General features: G+C 51.5%; 21 protein-coding genes. 12 read left to right on the top strand and 9 right to left on the bottom strand.

Translation table 11 applies throughout. From position 1 onward, the window contains the following. Nucleotides 1-50 precede the first annotated feature (50 nt). The 5 genes from B3007_RS08085 to metH all read right to left on the bottom strand — a co-directional run bounded on the left by B3007_RS08085 (nt 51) and on the right by metH (nt 8,233). Nucleotides 51-497: a DUF934 domain-containing protein gene (locus B3007_RS08085; RefSeq protein ID WP_068443537.1), complete on the bottom strand. Its 447-nt coding sequence runs from the start codon at nt 495-497 to the stop codon at nt 51-53. Next, nucleotides 481-2,154, bottom strand: a complete 1,674-nt coding sequence (locus tag B3007_RS08080) for a nitrite/sulfite reductase (protein WP_301378810.1) — start codon at nt 2,152-2,154, stop codon at nt 481-483. The genes B3007_RS08085 and B3007_RS08080 overlap by 17 nt, the downstream gene beginning before the upstream one ends. Before the next feature lie 123 nt (nt 2,155-2,277). Beyond that, entirely contained in the window at nt 2,278-3,057 is a 780-nt protein-coding gene (locus B3007_RS08075) for a glycerophosphodiester phosphodiesterase family protein (RefSeq protein WP_076517798.1), read from the bottom strand. 75 nt (nt 3,058-3,132) lie between these two features. After that, the gene (locus tag B3007_RS08070; protein WP_301378808.1) at nt 3,133-4,506 is read right to left on the bottom strand and encodes an MATE family efflux transporter; all 1,374 of its coding nucleotides are present in this window, start codon (nt 4,504-4,506) and stop codon (nt 3,133-3,135) included. Nucleotides 4,507-4,522: 16 nt separating this feature from the next. Continuing rightward, nucleotides 4,523-8,233: a methionine synthase gene (gene metH, locus B3007_RS08065; protein WP_068439138.1), complete on the bottom strand. Its 3,711-nt coding sequence runs from the start codon at nt 8,231-8,233 to the stop codon at nt 4,523-4,525. A 173-nt stretch (nt 8,234-8,406) separates the two neighbouring features. Here metH and nfuA point away from each other — a divergent pair, with 173 nt between their 5' ends. Next, nucleotides 8,407-8,997, top strand: a complete 591-nt coding sequence (nfuA, locus tag B3007_RS08060; protein ID WP_068439136.1) for a Fe-S biogenesis protein NfuA — start codon at nt 8,407-8,409, stop codon at nt 8,995-8,997. A 169-nt stretch (nt 8,998-9,166) separates the two neighbouring features. Here the strand turns inward: nfuA and B3007_RS08055 are convergent, their stop codons facing one another. Further along, nucleotides 9,167-9,469 carry a PilZ domain-containing protein gene (locus tag B3007_RS08055; protein WP_068439134.1) on the bottom strand — a complete coding sequence of 101 codons (303 nt, stop codon included), beginning with the start codon at nt 9,467-9,469 and terminating at the stop codon, nt 9,167-9,169. Nucleotides 9,470-9,653: 184 nt separating this feature from the next. Between B3007_RS08055 and B3007_RS08050 the strand changes: the two genes are divergently transcribed. From B3007_RS08050 to B3007_RS08020, 7 genes are all read left to right on the top strand, one after another. Next, nucleotides 9,654-10,826: a SpoIIE family protein phosphatase gene (locus B3007_RS08050; protein WP_301378805.1), complete on the top strand. Its 1,173-nt coding sequence runs from the start codon at nt 9,654-9,656 to the stop codon at nt 10,824-10,826. Then, nucleotides 10,823-11,308, top strand: a complete 486-nt coding sequence (locus B3007_RS08045; RefSeq protein ID WP_297532662.1) for an STAS domain-containing protein — start codon at nt 10,823-10,825, stop codon at nt 11,306-11,308. Before B3007_RS08050 ends, B3007_RS08045 begins: the two co-directional genes overlap by 4 nt. A gap of 39 nt (nt 11,309-11,347) precedes the next feature. Beyond that, nucleotides 11,348-12,373: an NAD(P)H-dependent glycerol-3-phosphate dehydrogenase gene (locus B3007_RS08040; RefSeq protein WP_297532664.1), complete on the top strand. Its 1,026-nt coding sequence runs from the start codon at nt 11,348-11,350 to the stop codon at nt 12,371-12,373. A gap of 43 nt (nt 12,374-12,416) precedes the next feature. Continuing rightward, nucleotides 12,417-12,899, top strand: a complete 483-nt coding sequence (sixA, locus tag B3007_RS08035) for a phosphohistidine phosphatase SixA (protein ID WP_297532665.1) — start codon at nt 12,417-12,419, stop codon at nt 12,897-12,899. Nucleotides 12,900-12,979: 80 nt separating this feature from the next. After that, nucleotides 12,980-13,774 (top strand): alpha/beta fold hydrolase, encoded by a 795-nt coding sequence (locus B3007_RS08030; RefSeq protein WP_297532667.1) that lies wholly within the window; start codon nt 12,980-12,982, stop codon nt 13,772-13,774. Then, a complete protein-coding gene (locus tag B3007_RS08025; protein WP_301378803.1) occupies nt 13,764-14,603 on the top strand; it encodes an alpha/beta fold hydrolase in 840 nt (279 codons plus the stop codon). Before B3007_RS08030 ends, B3007_RS08025 begins: the two co-directional genes overlap by 11 nt. After that, complete coding sequence (locus B3007_RS08020) at nt 14,603-15,316, top strand: DUF1461 domain-containing protein (protein ID WP_068438848.1); 714 nt, start codon at nt 14,603-14,605, stop codon at nt 15,314-15,316. The genes B3007_RS08025 and B3007_RS08020 overlap by 1 nt, the downstream gene beginning before the upstream one ends. Nucleotides 15,317-15,772: 456 nt before the next feature. Here B3007_RS08020 and B3007_RS08015 read toward each other — a convergent pair whose 3' ends face one another. Further along, a complete protein-coding gene (locus B3007_RS08015) occupies nt 15,773-15,928 on the bottom strand; it encodes a hypothetical protein (RefSeq protein WP_348655036.1) in 156 nt (51 codons plus the stop codon). 58 nt (nt 15,929-15,986) lie between these two features. Between B3007_RS08015 and B3007_RS08010 the strand changes: the two genes are divergently transcribed. After that, entirely contained in the window at nt 15,987-16,295 is a 309-nt protein-coding gene (locus B3007_RS08010) for a hypothetical protein (RefSeq protein ID WP_301378846.1), read from the top strand. Between the two features lie 117 nt (nt 16,296-16,412). Here B3007_RS08010 and B3007_RS08005 read toward each other — a convergent pair whose 3' ends face one another. Continuing rightward, entirely contained in the window at nt 16,413-16,610 is a 198-nt protein-coding gene (locus tag B3007_RS08005; protein WP_297532673.1) for a hypothetical protein, read from the bottom strand. 130 nt (nt 16,611-16,740) lie between these two features. Further along, nucleotides 16,741-17,190, bottom strand: a complete 450-nt coding sequence (cadR, locus tag B3007_RS08000) for a Cd(II)/Pb(II)-responsive transcriptional regulator (RefSeq protein ID WP_297532675.1) — start codon at nt 17,188-17,190, stop codon at nt 16,741-16,743. Between the two features lie 78 nt (nt 17,191-17,268). On the opposite strand from cadR, the gene B3007_RS07995 reads away from it, so the two are divergent. The 3 genes from B3007_RS07995 to B3007_RS07985 form a co-directional block, all read left to right on the top strand. Beyond that, nucleotides 17,269-18,174, top strand: coding sequence for a cation transporter (locus B3007_RS07995; protein WP_018275126.1), 906 nt, complete (start codon nt 17,269-17,271; stop codon nt 18,172-18,174). Nucleotides 18,175-18,181: 7 nt separating this feature from the next. Beyond that, nucleotides 18,182-18,814: a hypothetical protein gene (locus B3007_RS07990; RefSeq protein WP_297532679.1), complete on the top strand. Its 633-nt coding sequence runs from the start codon at nt 18,182-18,184 to the stop codon at nt 18,812-18,814. A gap of 531 nt (nt 18,815-19,345) precedes the next feature. Continuing rightward, the coding region (locus B3007_RS07985; protein ID WP_301392219.1) for a TolC family protein at nt 19,346-20,139 on the top strand (794 nt) is incomplete at its 3' end.

Raw genomic sequence — 20,139 nt, 5'->3', positions numbered from 1 at the left:
TTAAGGTTAAGACACAGAAGGCGGGAGCGCCACAGAAAAGAGAGCGTGTTTTAGCTCAGGCGGCGTCTGAACAGCGGTCGCTGATCATGGACGTCATTCTGGTACGGGTTGGTGAAGGTTGAGAAGGCGGCGATAGCGTCTTCAACGATCTGGTCTTCACGCAGTGCGTACGTATCGAAGCCGCAACGCTTCATGAAAAATACCTGATCAATCAGTACGTCACCGACGGCACGCAGCTCACCGGTATATTTGTATTTTTCACGCAGCAATCTGGCCGCAGAATAACCACGGCCATCGGCAAACTTAGGGAAATCGATGGAGATGCGTGCGAAATTCGCCGCATCTTCACCAAAGAGATCTGCCGTTTGGTCGCTGGAAACGGTCAGTTCAAGTGACTGACCAGCGAAAGAAGCTTTCTCTTCCTGCCACTGTTCGAGTGTTACAGTTGTAAGCTCCGTGTCCTGAACCGGGCCCTGGGTATTAATCAGGTTTGCCATAGACAGCCTCCTTAAATGGGGTGTGGCCAACGCGGCGATAGACTTCGAGGAAAGATTCACCGTCAGTACGCTGGTCTACATAGAAATCGAGAATTTTGGCAATCACATCAGGCATGGCCTCACGTGCGAACGAAGGTCCAAGAATCTTGCCCAGTGAAGAGCCATCTGCATCGTTGCCGCCAGAGTTGCCACCGAGTGATACCTGGTAGAACTCTTCGCCTTTCTTGTCGACACCCAGAACGCCGATATTGCCAACGTGGTGGTGACCACACGCGTTCATGCAGCCTGAGATATTCAGGTCGATTTCACCCAGATCCCACAGGTAATCAAGATTTTCAAAACGTGCCTGGATAGCTTCTGCAACTGGAATAGACTTGGCGTTTGCAAGCGCACAGAAGTCACCGCCCGGGCAGCAGATCATGTCAGTCAGGAGACCCAGCGTTGGTGTCGCCATGCCTAATGATTTCAGTTTCTGCCACAAGCCGAACAGTTCGGTTTGTTCGACGTCAGCCAGTACCAGGTTCTGGTTGTGGGTAGAGCGGAGTTCGCCGAAGCTGTACTCATCGGCCAGGTCAGCAACCTGATCGAGCTGCTCTGCGGTGATATCACCCGGTGGCGTACCGATCTGCTTCAAGGTCAGAGTAACGACAGCGTAGCCAGCTTTCTTGTGCTGACGCACGTTGCGCTCCATCCAGCGTGAGAAGGCTTTGTTCTCTTCCTTAGCTGCAGTGAGCTCTGCCGGGTTGTCACTGAGCGTCTTGTACTCAGGGTCGATGAAGTGCTGCTTAACGCGCTCCAGTTCAGCCTGAGTCAGCTTGCCTTCACAATCTTTGAGACGGTTGAACTCTTCCTCGACCAGCTCGCGCATACGGTCAACGCCAAGGGCCTTAACCAGGATTTTAATGCGAGCTTTGTACTTGTTGTCGCGGCGACCAAACTGGTTGTACACGCGAATAACGGCATCAAGGTAGGTCAGCAGGTCTTCTTCTGGCAGGAAGGCACAGATTTCTTCGCCCAGAATCGGGGTGCGGCCAAGGCCACCACCAACGAGAACACGGTAGCCAATGTCACCCGCATCGTTTTTAACAATGTTGATGCCGATGTCATGCATCGTGATGGCTGCGCGGTCCTGTCCAGGTACTGCGTTTACAGCGATCTTGAACTTACGCGGCAGGAAGGCAAACTCAGGGTGAAAGGTTGACCACTGGCGAATGATCTCGCAGTAAGGGCGTGGATCAACGATTTCTTCAGCGATCACACCGGCGTACTCGTCAGTCGTGGTGTTACGGATACAGTTACCACTGGTCTGAACAGCGTGCATCTGTACTTCAGCGAGGTCCGCGAGAATCTGAGGGCATTGCTCCAGTTCTGGCCAGTTAAACTGGACGTTCTGACGCGTAGAGATATGCGCATACCCTTTGTCGTAAGTGCGGGCAACATAAGCCAGCTTGCGCACCTGAGCGGAATTAAGTGCGCCATATGGCACAGCCACGCGCAGCATAGGTGCATAGCGTTGCACATAAATGCCGTTTTGAAGTCGCAGCGGCAGAAACTCTTCTTCAGAGATCTTACCGTCCAGATAGCGCTCCATCTGGCCCTTAAACTGGGCGACGCGCTCGTTCAGCAATTGCTGATCGTACTGATCGTATACGTACATAGTGATCCGGTTGCAGTAATTGGAATTATAGGAATAGGGGCGAACTTTAAACTGAAACGGCTTATCTGAAAATCAGAAAATGCGAATATTACTAATCGGTTTTGCCGATTATTCTTGTTGCGCTCAATGGCGGGAAACAGGTCTCGCATCAAGCAGGAGTCTGTCTGGGTAATCGGTGAAAACGGAGGACACACCAGCGCGGTAAAGCTTCTGGGCTAACTCAAGGCTATTAACGGTGAAGCAGGCGAGTGGAGTGCCTGCGCTGACTACTTCCCCGATCATGTCGGTATCAATAAATTCGGCATCAAAATGCAGGCCGGTTGCGCCCACCGATTCCATACGGTCCTGCCAGTCAGCAGGAATCGCCTCGACGTTCAGAGCGCGGGTGTAATGAGAGAGTAGCGACTGCGCTTCCTTTAAAGCGAAGTAGTTAAAGCTCGAGAGTAGTATCGACTGACCAAAAGGGGTCTTGCGTAAAACCTGCTGCATCGCCCAGACGGTTTCAGCTTCGCGGCCAATAGTGGGTTTTATTTCGAGGTTAAGACTGAGATTGAGTGAGTCCGCCAGAATGAGCAACTCTTCAAGCGTCAGTATCCGTTCGTCGGATGAAAAGGGGGAGAACCAGCTACCGGCATCGAGCGCTTTCAGCTCTGCCAATGTCTTCTGAATCACCAGACCTTTGCCATCGGTGCATCGAACGAGGTTATGGTCGTGGAAAATGATGGCGTGACCGTCAGCACTGATAGTGACATCGACTTCTGCCCAGTCTGCGCCCTGACGAACGGCTTCGATCATGGCCGACGCTGTGTTCTCCGGTGCGCTACCACTTGCTCCACGGTGTGCGATCACCCGCGAAATACCTTTATAGGCTGATGGCGGTGTTCCAGGTAGCTGAACAGGCATAAAGTAAACTCTGAGTCCGTCTTATCCGCATACGCTAATACGTGATCTTTCCCTGAGCAAGACAAATTTAGATCATTAAACCTTGATGTGCGCCCAGTGCTTACGGCTCCATATGGTTCCGTAAATGATCGCGAGAGCCATGCGCTGGCAAGCCTGTAAAATCCAGATGCCTGTCAGGCCAAGTCCAAGGTATGGTCCGATAACCCAGGCGAGCGGCAGGAAAACCGCCCACTGCATCACCAGATTGATTTTGAGGACCTGCTTGCTGGCGCCTGCGCCGAGAAGTGTCTGGTTAAATATGATGGATGCGACTTCAAAAGCGATGGCGAAGCCGAGAATACGTAAAGGCCATGTGCCAAGTTCAATGAGTGCGGCATCGTTCGTAAAGATAGTCAGTACCGCGTGTGGGGCTATCCACATCGGCAGGCCGAGAAGGGCCATGATGACGACAGATACTCTCAGGACATCCCAGCCCCAGCGGTGAGCATTTTCCTTTTCTTCTGCTCCAAGAGCATGGCCCACAAGGCTTGCGCCAGCGATGCCGAGGCCTACGGCAGGCATGATCAGTAGCAGGGACAGCTGCGTTAGAATGTGGCCAATCGCCTGCTCCTGGGTGCCGATTAAACCAATGATCCAGAAGAGTACACTCAGGCCGAGAGCGAACAGTGTCTGGCTAACCGAGTTTGGAATTGCCAGGCGCACCAGTTGGCGGATGGTCTTGCGGCTTAAGTGATAAAGCTGGCGGAAGCGGGTGTCCAGCGCAAACGTACGCCAATAGAAGAGTCCTGCGGCAAGTACGAGCGATGCCGCTGACCCCATGCCAGAACCTACGGCGCCGAAACCATTCCAGTAGGTGGTACAAAAAGCTGTCAGTCCGAAGATAAGAAAGTAGCTGAATACAATATTACTCAGATGCATGATCAGAGCGATACGAAGGTAGACGCCGCTTTCGCCAATTCCGCTCCAGAACCCACGGAATACAAAGGTCATGCCGACGAAGGTGAGGGCGGCGGTGCGCCATGAAAAGTACTCAGACGCAACCGCAATAACGGCTGCGTCGTCGGTGTACAGCCCTATGTACTGTTCCGCAAAAGCAACAAATAGAATGGTCGATGGAATACCAATCAGAAGCGTAAGAAACAGGCCTGCGAAGAGAGGCTCAGTGGTTCTGTGATGACGTTGAGCGCCGTAGTGCCGGGATACGATGGCTTGCACGGCGGCAGATAGCCCCATCATAACGGATACACAGAGGAAGTTCGCATAACTGCCGATGCCGACGCCAGCCAGAGCAATATCATTGAGCTGGCCGACCATAGCAGCATCAATCAGGTTGGTGATGCTCTGAGAGAGCATACTGCCAATAATTGGAATACCAATGATGAGGATACGGTTAAGCCGTGTCAGTTCGACGCGGCTTAACCTCGACAGCAGTAGACGGCTGAACTGCATATCAGCTCAGAACTCCTTAGCGGTCGTAAGACAGGTTTGGCGCTAACCAGCGCTCCATCTGCTCCAGATCCATATCCTTGCGGGCAGCGATGTCCGTGACCTGATCTTTGTCGATCTTACCCAGGCCAAAGTACTTCGACTCAGGGTGGGAGAAGTACCAGCCACTGACAGACGCTGCTGGTGTCATGGCAAAGTTTTCAGTCAGAGACACACCGGTATTCGCTTCTCCGTCCAACAGGCGGAAGAGGGTCGCTTTCTCGGTATGGTCCGGACAAGCCGGGTAGCCTGGTGCCGGGCGGATACCCTGATACTTTTCTTTGATGAGCGCTTCGTTGTCGAGAGCCTCGTCAGGCGCGTAGCCCCAGAGATCCTTGCGGACGATTTCGTGCATACGCTCAGCAAAGGCCTCGGCCAGGCGGTCGGCCAGGGCTTTCATCATGATGCTGTTGTAATCGTCATGGTTCGCATCGTAATCGTTGGCCAGTTTTTCAGCCTCGATGCCTGCAGTAACAATAAAGCCGCCCATGTAGTCATCGGTTGTGCCTTCGGGAGCAACGAAGTCGGCAAGTGAGTAGTTTGGCTGTGCCGTTGGCTTGTCGGTTTGCTGGCGAAGTTGATGCAGTACAGCGAGTTCCGCCGAGCCATCTTCGTTGAAGACGACGATGTCATCGTTACCGCGCTTGTTGGCTGGCCAGAGACCGACAACGCCACGGGCATTGAACAGCTTCTCATCGACGATGCGTTTCAGCATTGCCTGAGCGTCTTTGAACAGGTTAGTTGCGGCTTCACCAACCACTTCGTCTTCGAGAATGCGCGGGAATTTACCGGCCAGCTCCCACGACATAAAGAAGGGCGTCCAGTCGATGTAATCAACCAGCTCGGCGAGATCGAAGTTTTCGTACACACTCAGGCCAGGCTTATTTGGCTTCGGTGCCTGATAGTTCGCCCAGTCAGCCGTGAATGCGTTTTCGCAGGCCTTTTCGTACGGAAGCAGTGCCTTGGCCTTGCGGTTTGCGTTCCGCTCACGCACAGCGATGTACTCTTCGCGGCGTTCTTCAATAAACAACTTCTTGGCTTCAGGAGAAACGAGCTTCTGGGCGACACCTACCGCGCGGGATGCGTCGGGCACGTAGACCGCAATGTCGTTCTGGAACTGAGGTTCGATCTTAACGGCCGTGTGCGCCTTAGACGTTGTCGCACCACCAATCATCAGTGGGATCTGGTAGTCGAGACGTTGCATTTCACGTGCAACGTGGACCATTTCGTCGAGTGACGGAGTGATCAGACCAGAGAGGCCGATGATGTCGCAGTTTTCTTCTTTGGCGACTTTCAGAATCTTGTCGGCAGGGACCATCACGCCAAGGTCAACGACCTCAAAGTTATTACACTGCAGGACCACGCCCACGATGTTCTTACCGATATCGTGTACGTCACCCTTAACAGTGGCCATCAGGATCTTGCCCTGAGACTCAGACTTACCGTCTTTCTCTGCTTCGATGTACGGCAGCAGGTAGGCAACCGCCTGTTTCATTACGCGGGCGCTTTTTACGACCTGAGGCAGGAACATTTTACCTGAGCCAAACAGATCGCCGACCACATTCATGCCGTCCATCAGAGGACCTTCGATCACTTCAATCGGGCGATCGAACATCTGACGGGCTTCTTCGGTATCTTCTTCGACGAACGAGTTGATGCCTTTTACTAGGGCATGGGTCAGGCGCTCAGCCACTGGCAGTGAACGCCACTCTTCGGTTTCTTTCTCCTGAGCAGAACCATCGCCGCGGTACTTTTCAGCAATTTCGAGAAGGCGGTCAGTACCGTCTTCGCGCTTATTAAGAATGACGTCTTCGACGCGGTCCTTAAGTTCTGCCGGTAAGTCGTCGTACACCGCCAGCTGACCAGCGTTGACGATACCCATGCTCAGACCGTTCTTGATGGCGTAGTACAGGAATACCGAGTGGATGGCTTCACGTACCGGCTCATTCCCACGGAACGAGAAGGAAACGTTACTCACGCCGCCAGAGATTTTGGCGTGTGGCAGGTTTTCGGTGATGTACTTACAGCTGTTAATAAAGTCCACAGCGTAATTGTTGTGCTCTTCGATGCCGGTGGCCACAGCGAAAATGTTCGGGTCGAAGATAATATCTTCTGGCGCGAAGCCCACTTTGTCGACGAGAACGCGGTAAGAACGCTCACAGATTTCGTTTTTGCGCTGTTCGGTGTCGGCCTGGCCTGTTTCATCGAACGCCATGACAACAACGGCGGCGCCATATCGCTTGCAGCGTTTGGCTTTCTCGATGAATTCCTCTTCACCTTCTTTAAGCGAGATGGAGTTCACGACAGCTTTACCCTGAATGCACTTCAGGCCAGCTTCGATGATTTCCCACTTCGATGAGTCGACCATGACTGGAACACGGGCAATGTCCGGCTCAGAGGCAATCAGATTCAGATAACGAACCATGGCCGCTTCAGAATCGAGCATGCCTTCGTCCATGTTGATATCGATGATCTGAGCACCGTTTTCAACCTGAAGGCGGGCAATTTCCAGCGCTTCGTCGTAATTTTCTTCTTTGATCAGGCGCTTGAACTTCGCAGAACCTGTGACGTTGGCGCGCTCGCCGACGTTAACAAACAGGCTGGTTTCATCAAAGTTAAACGGCTCAAGGCCAGACAGGCGGCAGGCTGGTTTGATCTCAGGGATCGTGCGCGGCTTATGCTTCTTCACGGCTTCAGCAATGGCTTTGATGTGCGCCGGTGAAGTACCACAGCAACCACCGATGATATTCAGGAAGCCGCTGGCTGCGAATTCTTCAACGATGACCGCCATTTCTTCCGGCGACTGATCGTATTCACCGAATTCGTTGGGCAGGCCCGCGTTCGGGTGTGCGGATACGTAGCAGTTCGATTTATTGGACAGCTCTTCGACGTGCGGGCGCAGCTCTTCTGCACCCAGAGCACAGTTCAGACCGATGGTCAGTGGCTTGGCGTGCGCCAGCGAGTTGTAGAAGGCTTCTGCCGTCTGGCCCGACAGGGTACGGCCGGAGGCGTCGGTAATGGTGCCTGAAATCATGATTGGCAGCTCTTCGCCGCGCTGCTCGAAGACTTCCTGTACCGCAAACACGGCCGCTTTTGCGTTCAGCGTGTCAAATACGGTTTCGATCAGGATGATGTCGGCGCCGCCGTCCATCAGACCTTCGGTGGCCTCGATGTATTCTTCGACGAGCTGGTCGAAGGTGATGGCGCGATAACCCGGATCGTTTACGTCAGGCGAGATAGAGCAGGTCTTGCTGGTTGGGCCCAGAACACCGGCAACATAACGCGGAATGCCTGTTTCGGCCTCCACTTCGTCAGCGACCTGACGAGCGACTGCCGCTGCTGCGCGGTTGAGCTCGGGTACCAGGTCTTCCATGTCGTAGTCGGCCTGAGAAACGCGGGTGGAGTTGAAACTGTTTGTTTCAACAATATCTGCACCGGCTTCGTAGTATTGGCGGTGAATACCGGCAATGATCTCAGGCTGGGTGATAACCAACAGGTCGTTGTTGCCTTTGACGTCCTGGCTGATATCGGCAAACCGCTCACCGCGGTAATCTGCTTCTTCCAGCTGATGGCTCTGAATAAGAGTACCCATGCCGCCATCAAGTATATGAATGCGCTCCTGCATGTTCTTCTTTAGGGTGGCAATCCGTTCTTGGCGCTGTTGAATCAGGATGTCGTTGTTTGAACTCATAACACTATTGGTTGACTGGCGAAAAATGGCGGCAAATATTACCAGAGTGGACGTGGCCTGTCCTGTTTCGGGTGCAAAAGACGTTCTGCTGGCAAAACCCGAGTGTTTTGCTTGGGTATTTCGTATGAGGCCCCATATACGTTACAATGCGCGCAAGTTTACGAGGGAGTCATATGACTACATACGTTGAGATTACGCCGGACGCAGAAGAGTATCTGGCTGGCCTTCTGGAGAAACAGACGGTCGAAGGCATGTCGGTCCGCATTTTTATTACGCAGCCTGGTACACGCTACGCAGAAACCTGCCTGGCATACTGCCGCCCGGATGAGGTTAATCCGAACGATGAGCTGCAGCAGATGGATAAGCTCAACGTGTATGTCGAAGCAATGAGTATCCCTTATCTCGAAGAGTCAAAAATCGACTTTGCTAAAGACCGCATGGGTGGTCAGCTTACGATCAAGGCACCGAATGCCAAAATGCCGAAGGTCACTGAAGACAGCCCGGTAGAAGAGAGAATCAACTACATCCTCTACACCGAGATCAATCCTGGGCTCGCCTCGCATGGTGGCGAAGTGAGTCTGGTGGAGCTGACTGAGGAAGGTGTGGCCATCCTGAAGTTTGGCGGTGGTTGTCAGGGGTGCAGTGCCGTAGATATGACGCTGAAAGATGGGGTAGAGGCGACGCTTGTAGCTAAGGTGCCTGAGATCCAGAGTGTTCGTGACGTGACCGACCACACGCAGACTGAAAACGCCTATTTCAAGTAATACCTGTTTCAAGTAATACCTGTTTCAAGTAATACCTGTCAGGTGCCCAGGCCGGGGCACCTGAACCCTACCTGCACGATTGCATAGTCTTCAAAATACCATTCACGCCAGTGTCGCGAGGTAACAGAAACCGGTGTTTCTGTGTGGTTCTGGTTACCTCGGGTAGCACCTACTGGAGTGATTCGAAGGTAGCCCCGGCCCGGAATACCTGCGGTGCGACCTCCTCAACGCGGCAAACACGTATTCTTGCCTGCAGGGGTGTAACGGGACCGCTTCCCGGCGCGAGCACAAAATCGGCCACGTCGCCGTCCTGCAGTTCGGTATGGCTTTCCAGCTGAATCCCATGACTACTGAGGTCAATGCACGTAACCTGCCGCGTTTCTCCGTCGTCAGTGATTAATTGAGCCGGTGCGTCGATCTGCATTCTCATGTGTCGACGTTTTTCTTCGTAGGTGCGAGACAGTGTTTGCATGCGTTCCCCTTCGGTAGGCTGCGGTACGTTTCAAGGCCACTTTTACATCAATAGCAGATATCTAGCAGAGTTCATGCCATTGCCCGCTAAGCCCGCGGCGCTTCTGACAATTGCTTCATAATCGTTGCACTGCTTATGAGTTAGAGGTACCGTTCGCCAGATATTCGACGCTGGGGAGAGGCTGATGGCCGCGACCGTGCTGGTCATTGATGATGATTCCACTGTTCGGGACAGTGTGGTTGCTTACCTTGATGATTGCGACTACGACATGCAGTCTACTGGCAGTGGCCAGGAGGCCCTGGACCTGATAGATGTTTCCGTTCCTGATGCCGTTATCTGCGACCTGAAAATGCCGGGCATGCATGGTATTCAGCTTCTTGAAAAGCTACGCGAAAACCACCCGGATCTGCCCGTGATCGTTGTTTCTGGTGCCGGGGTAATGGATGATGTTGTGCGTGCGTTGCGCCTCGGAGCTGCGGATTTTCTGGTGAAGCCAATCCTGGATCTGGAGGTATTGGTTCATTCATTGCGCAAAGCCCTGAGTCACCAGACTTTGCAGCGCGAAAACAAAGCTTATCGGGAGCACCTTGAAGCAACGAATCGAGAACTGAAGCTCGGTCTGGATGAGCTTCGTGCTGATCAGCAGGCTGGACGCCATGCCCAGTTGCGTATGCTCCCCGAACCATTGAATATGGGTGATGTTTCCTGTGAGCACAAACTTCAGCCATCTCTCATGCTCAGTGGCGATTTTCTGGATTTTATGGAAGTTGACGACGACCGCCTGGCGTTTTACATCGCAGACGTGTCAGGGCATGGAGCGTCATCGGCGTTTGTCACTGTTCTTCTTAAGAACCTTACCTACCGATTGAAAAGAAACTTTCAGCGGGGTTCCAGTGACGACATTCTGAAACCAGATCTGGTTCTGGGTCGTATTAATAATGAGCTGCTGGCGTCTGAACTAGATAAACATCTGACGATGTTTTACGGAGTGCTGACGCTATCGACGGGTGTTCTCTCGTACTCTGTAGGAGGGCACTTTCCTATGCCTGTGCTGATCAGTAAGGGTGAGGCAAGGTTCTTTGAGGGGCGGGGGATGCCGGTTGGCTTGTTCAGGGAGGCGGAATACAAGTCGATTGATGTCGAGTTGGCTGATGACTTTCGTCTCATGATGTTTTCAGATGGAATACTGGAAATAATTGATGAAGCGTCCTTGAATGATAAAGAGAGTAAGTTGCTGGCGATGGCCAGTGAGTCGGAAGGTAAGCTGGACACCTTCTGGTCAATAGCAGGCGTTGCCAGGCATGAAGAAGTGCCGGACGATATTGCCGTAGCCACAGTATGCAGAGGTGTTTTATGACATCAGGTGTGGTTGAAGTCGCCTTTGAAGAAGGCGTACACGTTATTCGCTTGAGTGGTGATGTCAGGTTGAACCTGTGCTCAACCCTTGAGCGTTATGTTGATGAATTCCTGGCGCAAGGTCATTTTCACAACGTGATGATTGATCTTGCTGCCGCGGAAGGGATCGACAGCACGACGCTTGGACAACTTGCTAAAATATCTATTCTTTGCCGTGATCGCTTCGATATAACTCCCACGATAAGCAGTCCTAATAGTGGTATTACCCGAATTCTCCTAAGTATGGGGTTTGATCAGGTATTTCATATCGTTGATAGCGAAATTGAAGACGATGGACGTTTTGAACGCTGGGCTGCAGATGCTGTGGATGAAGAATGCGCTCGTGAGCAAGTGATCGAGGCGCACAAGGTACTGATGAGCCTGAATCATAAAAACGAAGAAACTTTTCGCGAATTAGTGGACACGCTAGAAGCGGGCCGCTGAGTTAATCAGATAGAACCATGTACACACCAGGGGGATGTTGTGTCTATTAAGCGTGCTGCCGTCATTGGAGGGGGTAGTTTTGGAACTGTTATTGCGAATATCCTCGCAGACAATGGCGTCGAAATTTTACAGTGGATGCGCAATGAGTCAGTTGCTGAGTCAATCAATCAGGAACATGTAAACCCCGATTATCTCCCCGATACCAAGTTAAACCCTTCATTGAGAGCAACAACGGACCTGCAGGAAGCCGTGAAGGGCGCAGACGTCATCTTTGTGTCTGTACCGAGTAAGTTTGTGCGACAGGTTGTCGGGTCGTTTGTTGATGATCTGAAGCCTGGTCAGGCCCTGGTCAGCACCACGAAGGGTATTGAGCCGGATCGTTTTCTGCTGATGAGTCAGGTGCTGGAGGAACTGTGTCCGAACAATCCTGTAGCAGTGATTAGTGGCCCCAACCTGGCTAAAGAAATTGCCAAGCGCGAGCTTGCTGCAACCGTTATTGCTAGTACAAACAGCGACTTACGAAGGAATCTTCAGGAATCTTTGAGCTGTAGTTACTTCCGGGTTTATGCTTCAGATGACCTGTACGGCGTTGAGCTTGGCGGAGCATTGAAGAACATATACGCCATTGTATCGGGCTTTATCGCTGCATTGGGAATGGGTGAGAACACTAAGTCCATGATCATTACGCGCTCGCTGGCCGAGATGAGCCGTTTTGCCGAAGCGATGGGGGCCAACCCTCTGACGTTCCTGGGTCTTGCTGGCGTTGGCGATCTTGTTGTTACCTGTATGTCGCCTTTGAGTCGCAACTATCGGGTCGGTTACGCCATTGGCTCAGGTCAGTCGCTCGAAGAGTCGGTGGATGAGCTGGGAGAAGTTGCTGAAGGTGTGAATACCCTGCGCTATGTCAGGGAAAAAGCCCTCGAACTTGATATATATATGCCTTTGGTAATGGGTGCGTATGAAATTCTGTTTAATCATGCCGACCCAAAGGATGTGGCGAAAGGGCTTATGACGGGCGCATTTGCGTCGGATGTAGAATTCGCACTGCCCAGCCATAAAATTTAAGGCGACCCCTTGGAGGTTGCCTGCAACCACAAGGGATGCATGTATGCCTCGGCTCTTCATCTTTCGACATGGCACGGCAGTTCCAGGCATGGATCTGGACTCAGAACGAACGCTTACCCCAGCCGGTGAGAACGAGGCGCTATGCGCTGGTGTCTGGCTGGCGCCGCTTCTATCAGAAGATACGCGTCTTATCGTCAGTCCATATCTGAGGGCGCAGCAGACCGCGCAGGCTCTTGCGACGCCCTTTGAGCTGGAAACCTGGGCTGAGCTAACGCCCTCGGGAGATCCTGGTGGCATCTCAGACCTTCTTATAGAGGAAACGCGCGACGTGATCGTGGTGTCTCATCTGCCACTTGTCGGTCGGCTAGCTTCCCTTCTTGTTGATGGAAGGGCGCTGGATCAACCATGGTCGCCGGCAGAAGGCTGGGTTCTCAGTGGTGACCTTTTTGCGCCCGGCTGTATGACGGTTGATCAGATCTGGTATCCGGCTCTGGACAGGCGGCTTGGAGAGGCATCAAATCACTGAATAAAGGGCTTTTTTCACCTTGAGGTCCGCTATTCGGCAAGGTAGTGTCTGGCGTTTGTTTATTTCTACAGCGACACGTTATGACTCAAGCGCTACATATTGCCCACGCCAATGGATTCACAGGCGGAACCTACAATGTTCTCGCCGACCGGTTGTCGGAACATTATCGCGTCGATGCTATTGACCAGATAGCACATAACCCGAAGTATCCGGTGACTGATAACTGGAATCACCTGGTCCAGGAATTAATACATCATTTTGAAACTCAGTTCAGTCAGCCAGTGATCGCGGTTGGTCACTCGCTGGGCGGTGTCCTGAGCTTGCTGGTTGCTTTGCGCCGGCCCGATCTCGTCAAAGCGCTAATCATACTCGACTCTCCAGTTATGCCTGCCTGGCAGGCGCACGGCATGCGTTTTCTCAAGCTAACGCGCCTGAACGAGAGGTTGTTTCCTATCCGCAGAATCGAAGAGCGTAAAACGGAATGGGCAGATTTCGATGATGCCCGGGAATATTTCAGCGGTAAGTCTCTGATGAAGAATTTTGATCCGCGCTGCCTCGAGGATTATATTCGTAGCGGTACCCGGGAAGAGGATGGGGTTCTTAGGCTGACTTATGACCCGCAACTGGAAGCCAATATCTGGCGCACCATTCCTCACAACATCCACTCACGGGTTAAGGGTAAGCTGAAGGTGCCTGCTGCGGTAATCGGTGGGAGAAGCAGTGAATATTTCAAACCTGTGAATGGCGCATACATGAAAGCAATAGGTATGAAACTTCGTTGGATCGAGGGGACGCACATGTTTCCGCTTGAGAATCCAGAGCCGACGGCTGATCTTATTCATCACACAATCAGAGAACTGCTGGGTGGCCGCTGAACTAAAAGGAAATCTGCTGGCTGGCCTCAGCTGGGGGCAGGGCGACAGCAAGGTTCTCTGCCTTCATGGGTGGCTGGATAACGCAGCAAGCTTTTCTGTATTGGCCGACAGGCTTACAGATCTGTTGGGCGACGCCCCTGTCACGGCGGTTGACTTGCCCGGCCATGGAAAATCGCCGTGGCACTCTGCAGGCCAGGGCTACCCTGTTTGGGGTTACACGCATGAGCTTAAAGCGGTTGCCGCTTCGATGGCGTCACCGGTTGACCTCGTTGCTCATTCTCTTGGGGGCTCTCTGGCTCTGTGCCTTGCCGCTGCATTTCCTGAATTTGTTCGTTCTGTTGTGCTTCTGGACTCCCCTGGCCCCATAGTGACACCCGAAAATCAGATCGCATCGCAACTGCGTGACGGTGTGCTGTCTCGCGATAAGTTGCGTCCCTCACGCCAGTTTTCATCGATAGCAGACGCTGTTGCTGCCAGAAAAAAAGCAACCCCTGAGCTTAGCGAAAGTGCACTGACGATATTGGTAGAACGCAACCTGGCTAAGTGCGAATCCCATTTCGAGTGGCGTACCGATCCTCAATTAAAGCTGACTTCTGACCTGCGTCTGAGCGAGACCCAGGTAGAGCACCTGATGCGCGCCGTAAAGTGCCCGGTGTTGAGCATTCGGGCAGAAAGCGGCCTTCTGCCACTGAAGTTCTTTGAACATCGAATGGGATACCTGCAAAATGTCGACTCGTTGCAATTGCCAGGTCATCACCACTTTCACCTGGAAGAAGAGACTGCTCCGGCCATTGCTGACGCGATATTAACTTTCTGGAAAGGACTCTGATGAACGCCTCCGTAGTTAAGCAGGCAATCTGGTTTGTTGTACTTATTTCCGCACTGCTTGCCGCGCTTGCGACCGGCTGGATGCTGCATAAGCCGGCCGATTACGGTTACAGCTTCTGGTACGACCAGATGGACATCCGCGGGCATATCGACAAGTACGGCCCTAAAAACCGCTATATTCGTGGCTTTGACGATCTTTCGCGGGAGCAGCATCTTGAACTGTTCGGCGGTATCGTTGATGCCGTGCATAACCAGGGCAGAGGGTTAGCAGAGCTTGAATTTACCGACAGTCGTGGCCGCACAAAACCATTATTGAGAAAGCCCGAAATTGTTCATCTGCAGGACGTTGCCAACCTGATTGATGTGCTGTCAGTGGCGGGTGCGGTCAGCCTGTTAATCGCAGCAATCGGTACCTTTATGCTGATACGGCGTCGTATCCCCATTCAATGGAAGCAACAGGGTCTCTTGCTCGGCGGACTTCTGGGGGCGGTTGCTCTTGTGCTTTTGATTGCTGGCCCGGAAGCCGTCTTTTATCGGCTTCACGTCTGGATCTTTCCGGACGACCATCAATGGTTCTTTTACTATCAGGAGTCGCTGATGAGCACCATGATGAAGGCGCCGGACCTGTTTGGCGGGATTGGGGCGACGATAGGTGGTCTGGGGATTGTTATCTTCGGCCTGTATCTGCTTCTTGTCAGCCGCCTAGTCAGGTAGAAATTGTGGCAATCCGTCACCTGACTCCGTGTGAGCTTTTGCTCCTGCCTGCGGGCATCAATGTCCTTATTCTTGGATTGTGCGTCGCTTGTTCGGGGATATTTCCTCAGGCAGCAGGTGGATTCATTTTCTTTACGTTGCTTTCTAGCCCTGTGCTTGTTTTGCCTTCTGCCTTACTAGGAGTCGCGTGCTATTTCAGATGGATAGATGTGCGGCGGTATCGTCGCTGGCGACAGTGGCTTAAACCTTGGGGACTTGCGCTGTTGCTGTCGATTATTTGCTGCCATTTGGTTTTTTATTTGGTAGCGAGCGATGATTATCCAGACGATATGGCAGCTGTAGCCGTCTATTATGTGGGAGTGGCTCAGATATTGCTGAGTCCCGTTTGGATTACTCTTAGCGCAATCTGGTATTCGTGGGTGTCATCCCGCATGGTAGACACTGACGAGTCTGAACTTAAAACCCCGGCTCAAGCTTAAACTCCATCCGCTCACCTGTTGTCGGGTGATCAAAATCCAGTTCCTTGGCATGCAGACACAGCCGAGGCTCAGTTTTTGCGGCTTCTCCTGCGTAGAGTGTATCGCCAACAATCGGGTGCCCGATCTGCTGCATATGCAGGCGTAACTGGTGTGAGCGCCCGGGTGCCGGTAAAACCGTCCTGGGTCTGGAAGTGTTCCGGAAATTGCGTCGCCCGACACTGGTGCTTTCGCCCACCCGTATTATCAGGGATCAGTGGATACGTCGCCTCACGGATTTTGGGGTGGAAGGTGAACCGTTCGATCTTCACTGGATAAGTACTGATCTATCCCGGCCTGCTCTGTTGACGTCTGCGACTTATCAGGCAGTGCATGTAAAAGCCGTGAGGCAGGGTGCACAGGTTCCACCTGATGATGAGCCTGAACCGCCTGAGACTGACGATCAGTCATCTATCCCTGATGCTAAGGCGCTACCCCTGATGCTAAGGCGCTACTGGCTGTGATTGCTCAAGGCGGCATAGAGGTTGTCGTTTTGGACGAGGCACACCATCTTACAGCCGAGTGGTGGAAAGCTTTGAAAGCTGTTGTTACCTCGGTTCCTGAAATCGTTCTCGTGTCGCTTACAGCGACAACTGGTCAAGTTGAATCGGTTTGGCTTGCTTTTGGACGACCGGGTGTAATTCGGCAATACCCTTTAAGACTTTTTTCACATGAGGGGCTTTGGTGGGATCAGGGAAGCCCTGATCAAGATGCCAAGCTGCCAAACCGGCTAGTCGTTGACGCAGTGTATTCACGGACAATGTATTGGCATAATCCACCAGATACCTCGCCACACTGTCGGCCGTTGCAGGAAGAAAGCCACCCCAATGACTTTCAAAATGTTCAATCGCCGCACGGTAACTTAACCGAGTGTTATCGCTCGGATGTAGTGATCTACATCTGTCATGCCTATTTCCTTGTACCGCTTGGCGAGCGCTCGTTCCTTGTACCGCTTGGCGAGCGCTCGGGTTTTGGTAGTAACTCTCCCAATATCCCGCACTGGTCGACCGATCTCGCGTTGCCGCATTTAAGCCGTAGCTGCTTGAGGTTGCCATGAAGCTTTTGTAAGTCCTCGATACGAGACTCTACAGCGAGCAGGTGCGTATCAATCATCTCATTTACCGCCTCGCACGGCGTCTCCGGCGAGTTTTGTAACGATACCAGGTGTTTAATTTCGCTTAAGGTCAGGTCCAGCGCACGGCAGTTTTTGATGAAAGACAGTTTTTCTAATACCACACTGTTATACAAACGAAAGTTTCCTTCGGTACGCTCAGGCGCCGAAATTAAGCCTTCTTTCTCGTAGTAGCGAATTGTCTGGATCGAGCATCCACTGCGTTTTGCCAGCTCACCAATTTTCATCTTTCTTCAACCCGCCTCTTGACTCTATAGTTACTACAGAGTTTACAGTTTCTATTACTGTATAAACAAGAGCCAGCTATGACTGAAGACTCGAAGACTTGTGGTTGCAATGCCAGTCAAGACACGTCATTGCAACCTGAATCGCAAGCAGAAAGTGATGCTCAGGCTGAAATGAGCCACCTGAGCGTATTTGACGTTCCTAAGATGGATTGCCCATCCGAAGAGAACTTGATTCGTACGGCTTTTGCTAGCTTTGAAGCAACCGTCGTCTTCGAATTCGACTTGCCCGGACGCAAGGTGCATATATATCACCCTAATATGGCGGATAAAGTGGAAAAAGCCATGAAGTCTGTTGGCCTCGGGGCAAGCTTGGTCTCATTCGAGTCAGTAGATCACAATGCGGTTCAGGCTGCCTTGGAAGTCACAACAATCAATGAAACGCGGGAGGCTCAGGCATTAAAGTGGCTGCTGGCCATTAATGCCTTCATGTTTGTACTTGAGCTCGGCGTGGGCATTGTGGCGCAATCGACAGGGCTTATCGCCGACTCACTGGATATGTTCGCCGATGCGGCGGTCTACGGCGTGTCGCTATATGCAGTGGGCAAGGCGGCCAAGTTTAAACTCAAAGCGGCTCACTTTTCGGGTTGGCTGCAGATTGCACTTGCTCTGGGTGTTCTATCGGAGGTTGCCAGACGCTTTTTATATGGAAGTGAACCGGTCTCGGTGCTCATGATGAGCTTTGGCGCCGTGGCCTTGATAGCAAATATTACCTGTCTCTTGTTGATCTTCAAATCGCGAAACCAAGGCTCCCATATGAAAGCGAGCTGGATATTTTCTGCCAATGACGTGTTGGCCAATGCGGGCGTGATAACAGCGGGAGTTCTAGTGGCGGTGACAGGGTCTCAAATGCCAGATTTGGTCATCGGCCTATTAATAGCAGGCCTGGTTATGTGGGGGGCGGTTCGCATCTTGCGACTGAATTAAACGCGATATGGTCAATACAATCCGACAACTACTCACCAATAAGCCATTGATGCTATTGCTCATCAGTGGCGTGCTCTGCGCTTGCGTTAGCAACAATCGGCCAAACAATATTACTTCTATTGGTATCGAGGACTTAACTCAAAAAAAGGCAGTGAATGCCATTATTTTTGACAATTTAAGCCCCGTAGTACAGGAAAAAACAAACAATTTCGATCAAGCGGCCAAAGATATAACCAATGCTTTAAAGGAACAAGCCAAGGCCAATAAAATACGCCTAAATAACACAGCCACATATACTGGGGATTGGCTCGATGTTGCCGATCTGCATTTCAATGACGCAGACTATAACTGGACCCTAAGGTTTTGGGACTCAAACCTACCTAAGTTAGGATTTCAAAACTTTTCAACAGACATAGATTCCTCCATCGAGGTGCATTTCCGCTATTGCAAGGAACGAACGATACAATTTGCGAATATTTCGGAATTTCAATTATCGAAAGATCGCGAATATTGGCTAAAACATTTTTACCCTGCAGCGATACACAGCCTGTATTTATTGATGAAAGGCAATATAGAACTAGCACCCATTCAAGTAAAAGCTTATGGCGGCAGGTTGGTTAGCGGCACAAAACTTGGTTAGAGTGAACACTTCATCTTTGTGTTAAATCGCGAGACAGAAATATTTATTGTTCCCAAGTTAAATGTGAATTCTTGACATCCTATTGTGTATTTTTTAATCGAAATCTAGTGGCAGTCCTGATGGTAAAACCCACCCTAATATATTTGATGCTCGTATTGACGGTTTTTCAGTCAAGTATCGCTATGGGGGATGTAGACCAGATAACACAGTCAGGCTCTGATAATTTTTCAATTAATAATATTCTAATTGGGCTCGGCGAGATTGATCCGCCTGAAACAAATATTGATCCGCTTGAAGAGGAGCACGATTGCAGTCACTGCAGCCTTTGCCATGGACATGGTTGTCCCGTGATTTTAGTTAAAACGTTGAGTTTTACGTTTCAAAAAGCACGAACAAATGTCCCTGATTATCGTAAACGCATCTCCTCTGAAGTGCCTAGTCCTCTCTTACGCCCTCCTATCTTACGATCTTAATTAAACAAACTATTCACTCCGCTAACGCGGAATAGATTGACTTAATCAGGATCATTTTATGCGAATTAACCCACTTAATCGGTGTCGGGCGATTTGCCTGTCAGCTATAGTTTTGGTCGCCGGTATATCCGCGTCTCCTAGCTATGCAAGTACTGACCCCGCTCTTACATTAAAAGACGCCATTGCCCAGACGCTAGAACGGAACCCGCAGCTATATCAGTACACCCTCGCTACTGAAATATTTGAAGCTCGAAAGCAAACCCACTCTTTGCGTCCAGCAATAGAACTCGAACTCGAAGTAGAAAACTTTGCGGGATCCGGCGATACCCAAGGGTTTGACGGTGCAGAAACCACACTACAACTCTCATCGGTTATTGAACTAGGGAGCAAGCGCAAGGCGCGTATGTCCCTAGTAGATGCTCGAATCAATAAAAATCATTGGGAACAGCAAGCGGCCACATTGGATGTCTTGGGTCAACTGACCCAAGTATTTATCGAAGGCTTGTCAACGCAGGCAAATATCGACCTTGCTAACAACTCATTGAATCTGTCGCGATCACTGTTCAAGGCCGTACAAACACGAGCCAGGCAAGGCGCGACACCTGAAGCCGAGGTTATGCGTGCGCAGGCTGCCGTCATTCGGGCGGAGCTTCAATTAGCGGCGTTGACCTCAAAGCTTCAACGACAAAAAATACTGCTGGCACGTTTTTGGGGCGAGACATCTCCCGAATTTAGTCACCTAAATGGAAATTTATTCGAATCTGGTAAGAGCGAGAGTTTCGATCAGCTTTATGCGCGCATTAAAACATCGCCTTCTCTTCAGGTATTTGCGAGTGATGCACGAATAAAAGA

Origin of the sequence: Thalassolituus sp. UBA675 (assembly GCF_002297765.1) — a bacterium.
GTDB lineage: Bacteria > Pseudomonadota > Gammaproteobacteria > Pseudomonadales > Oceanobacteraceae > Thalassolituus.
This window is presented reverse-complemented; position numbering and strand designations above follow the sequence as displayed.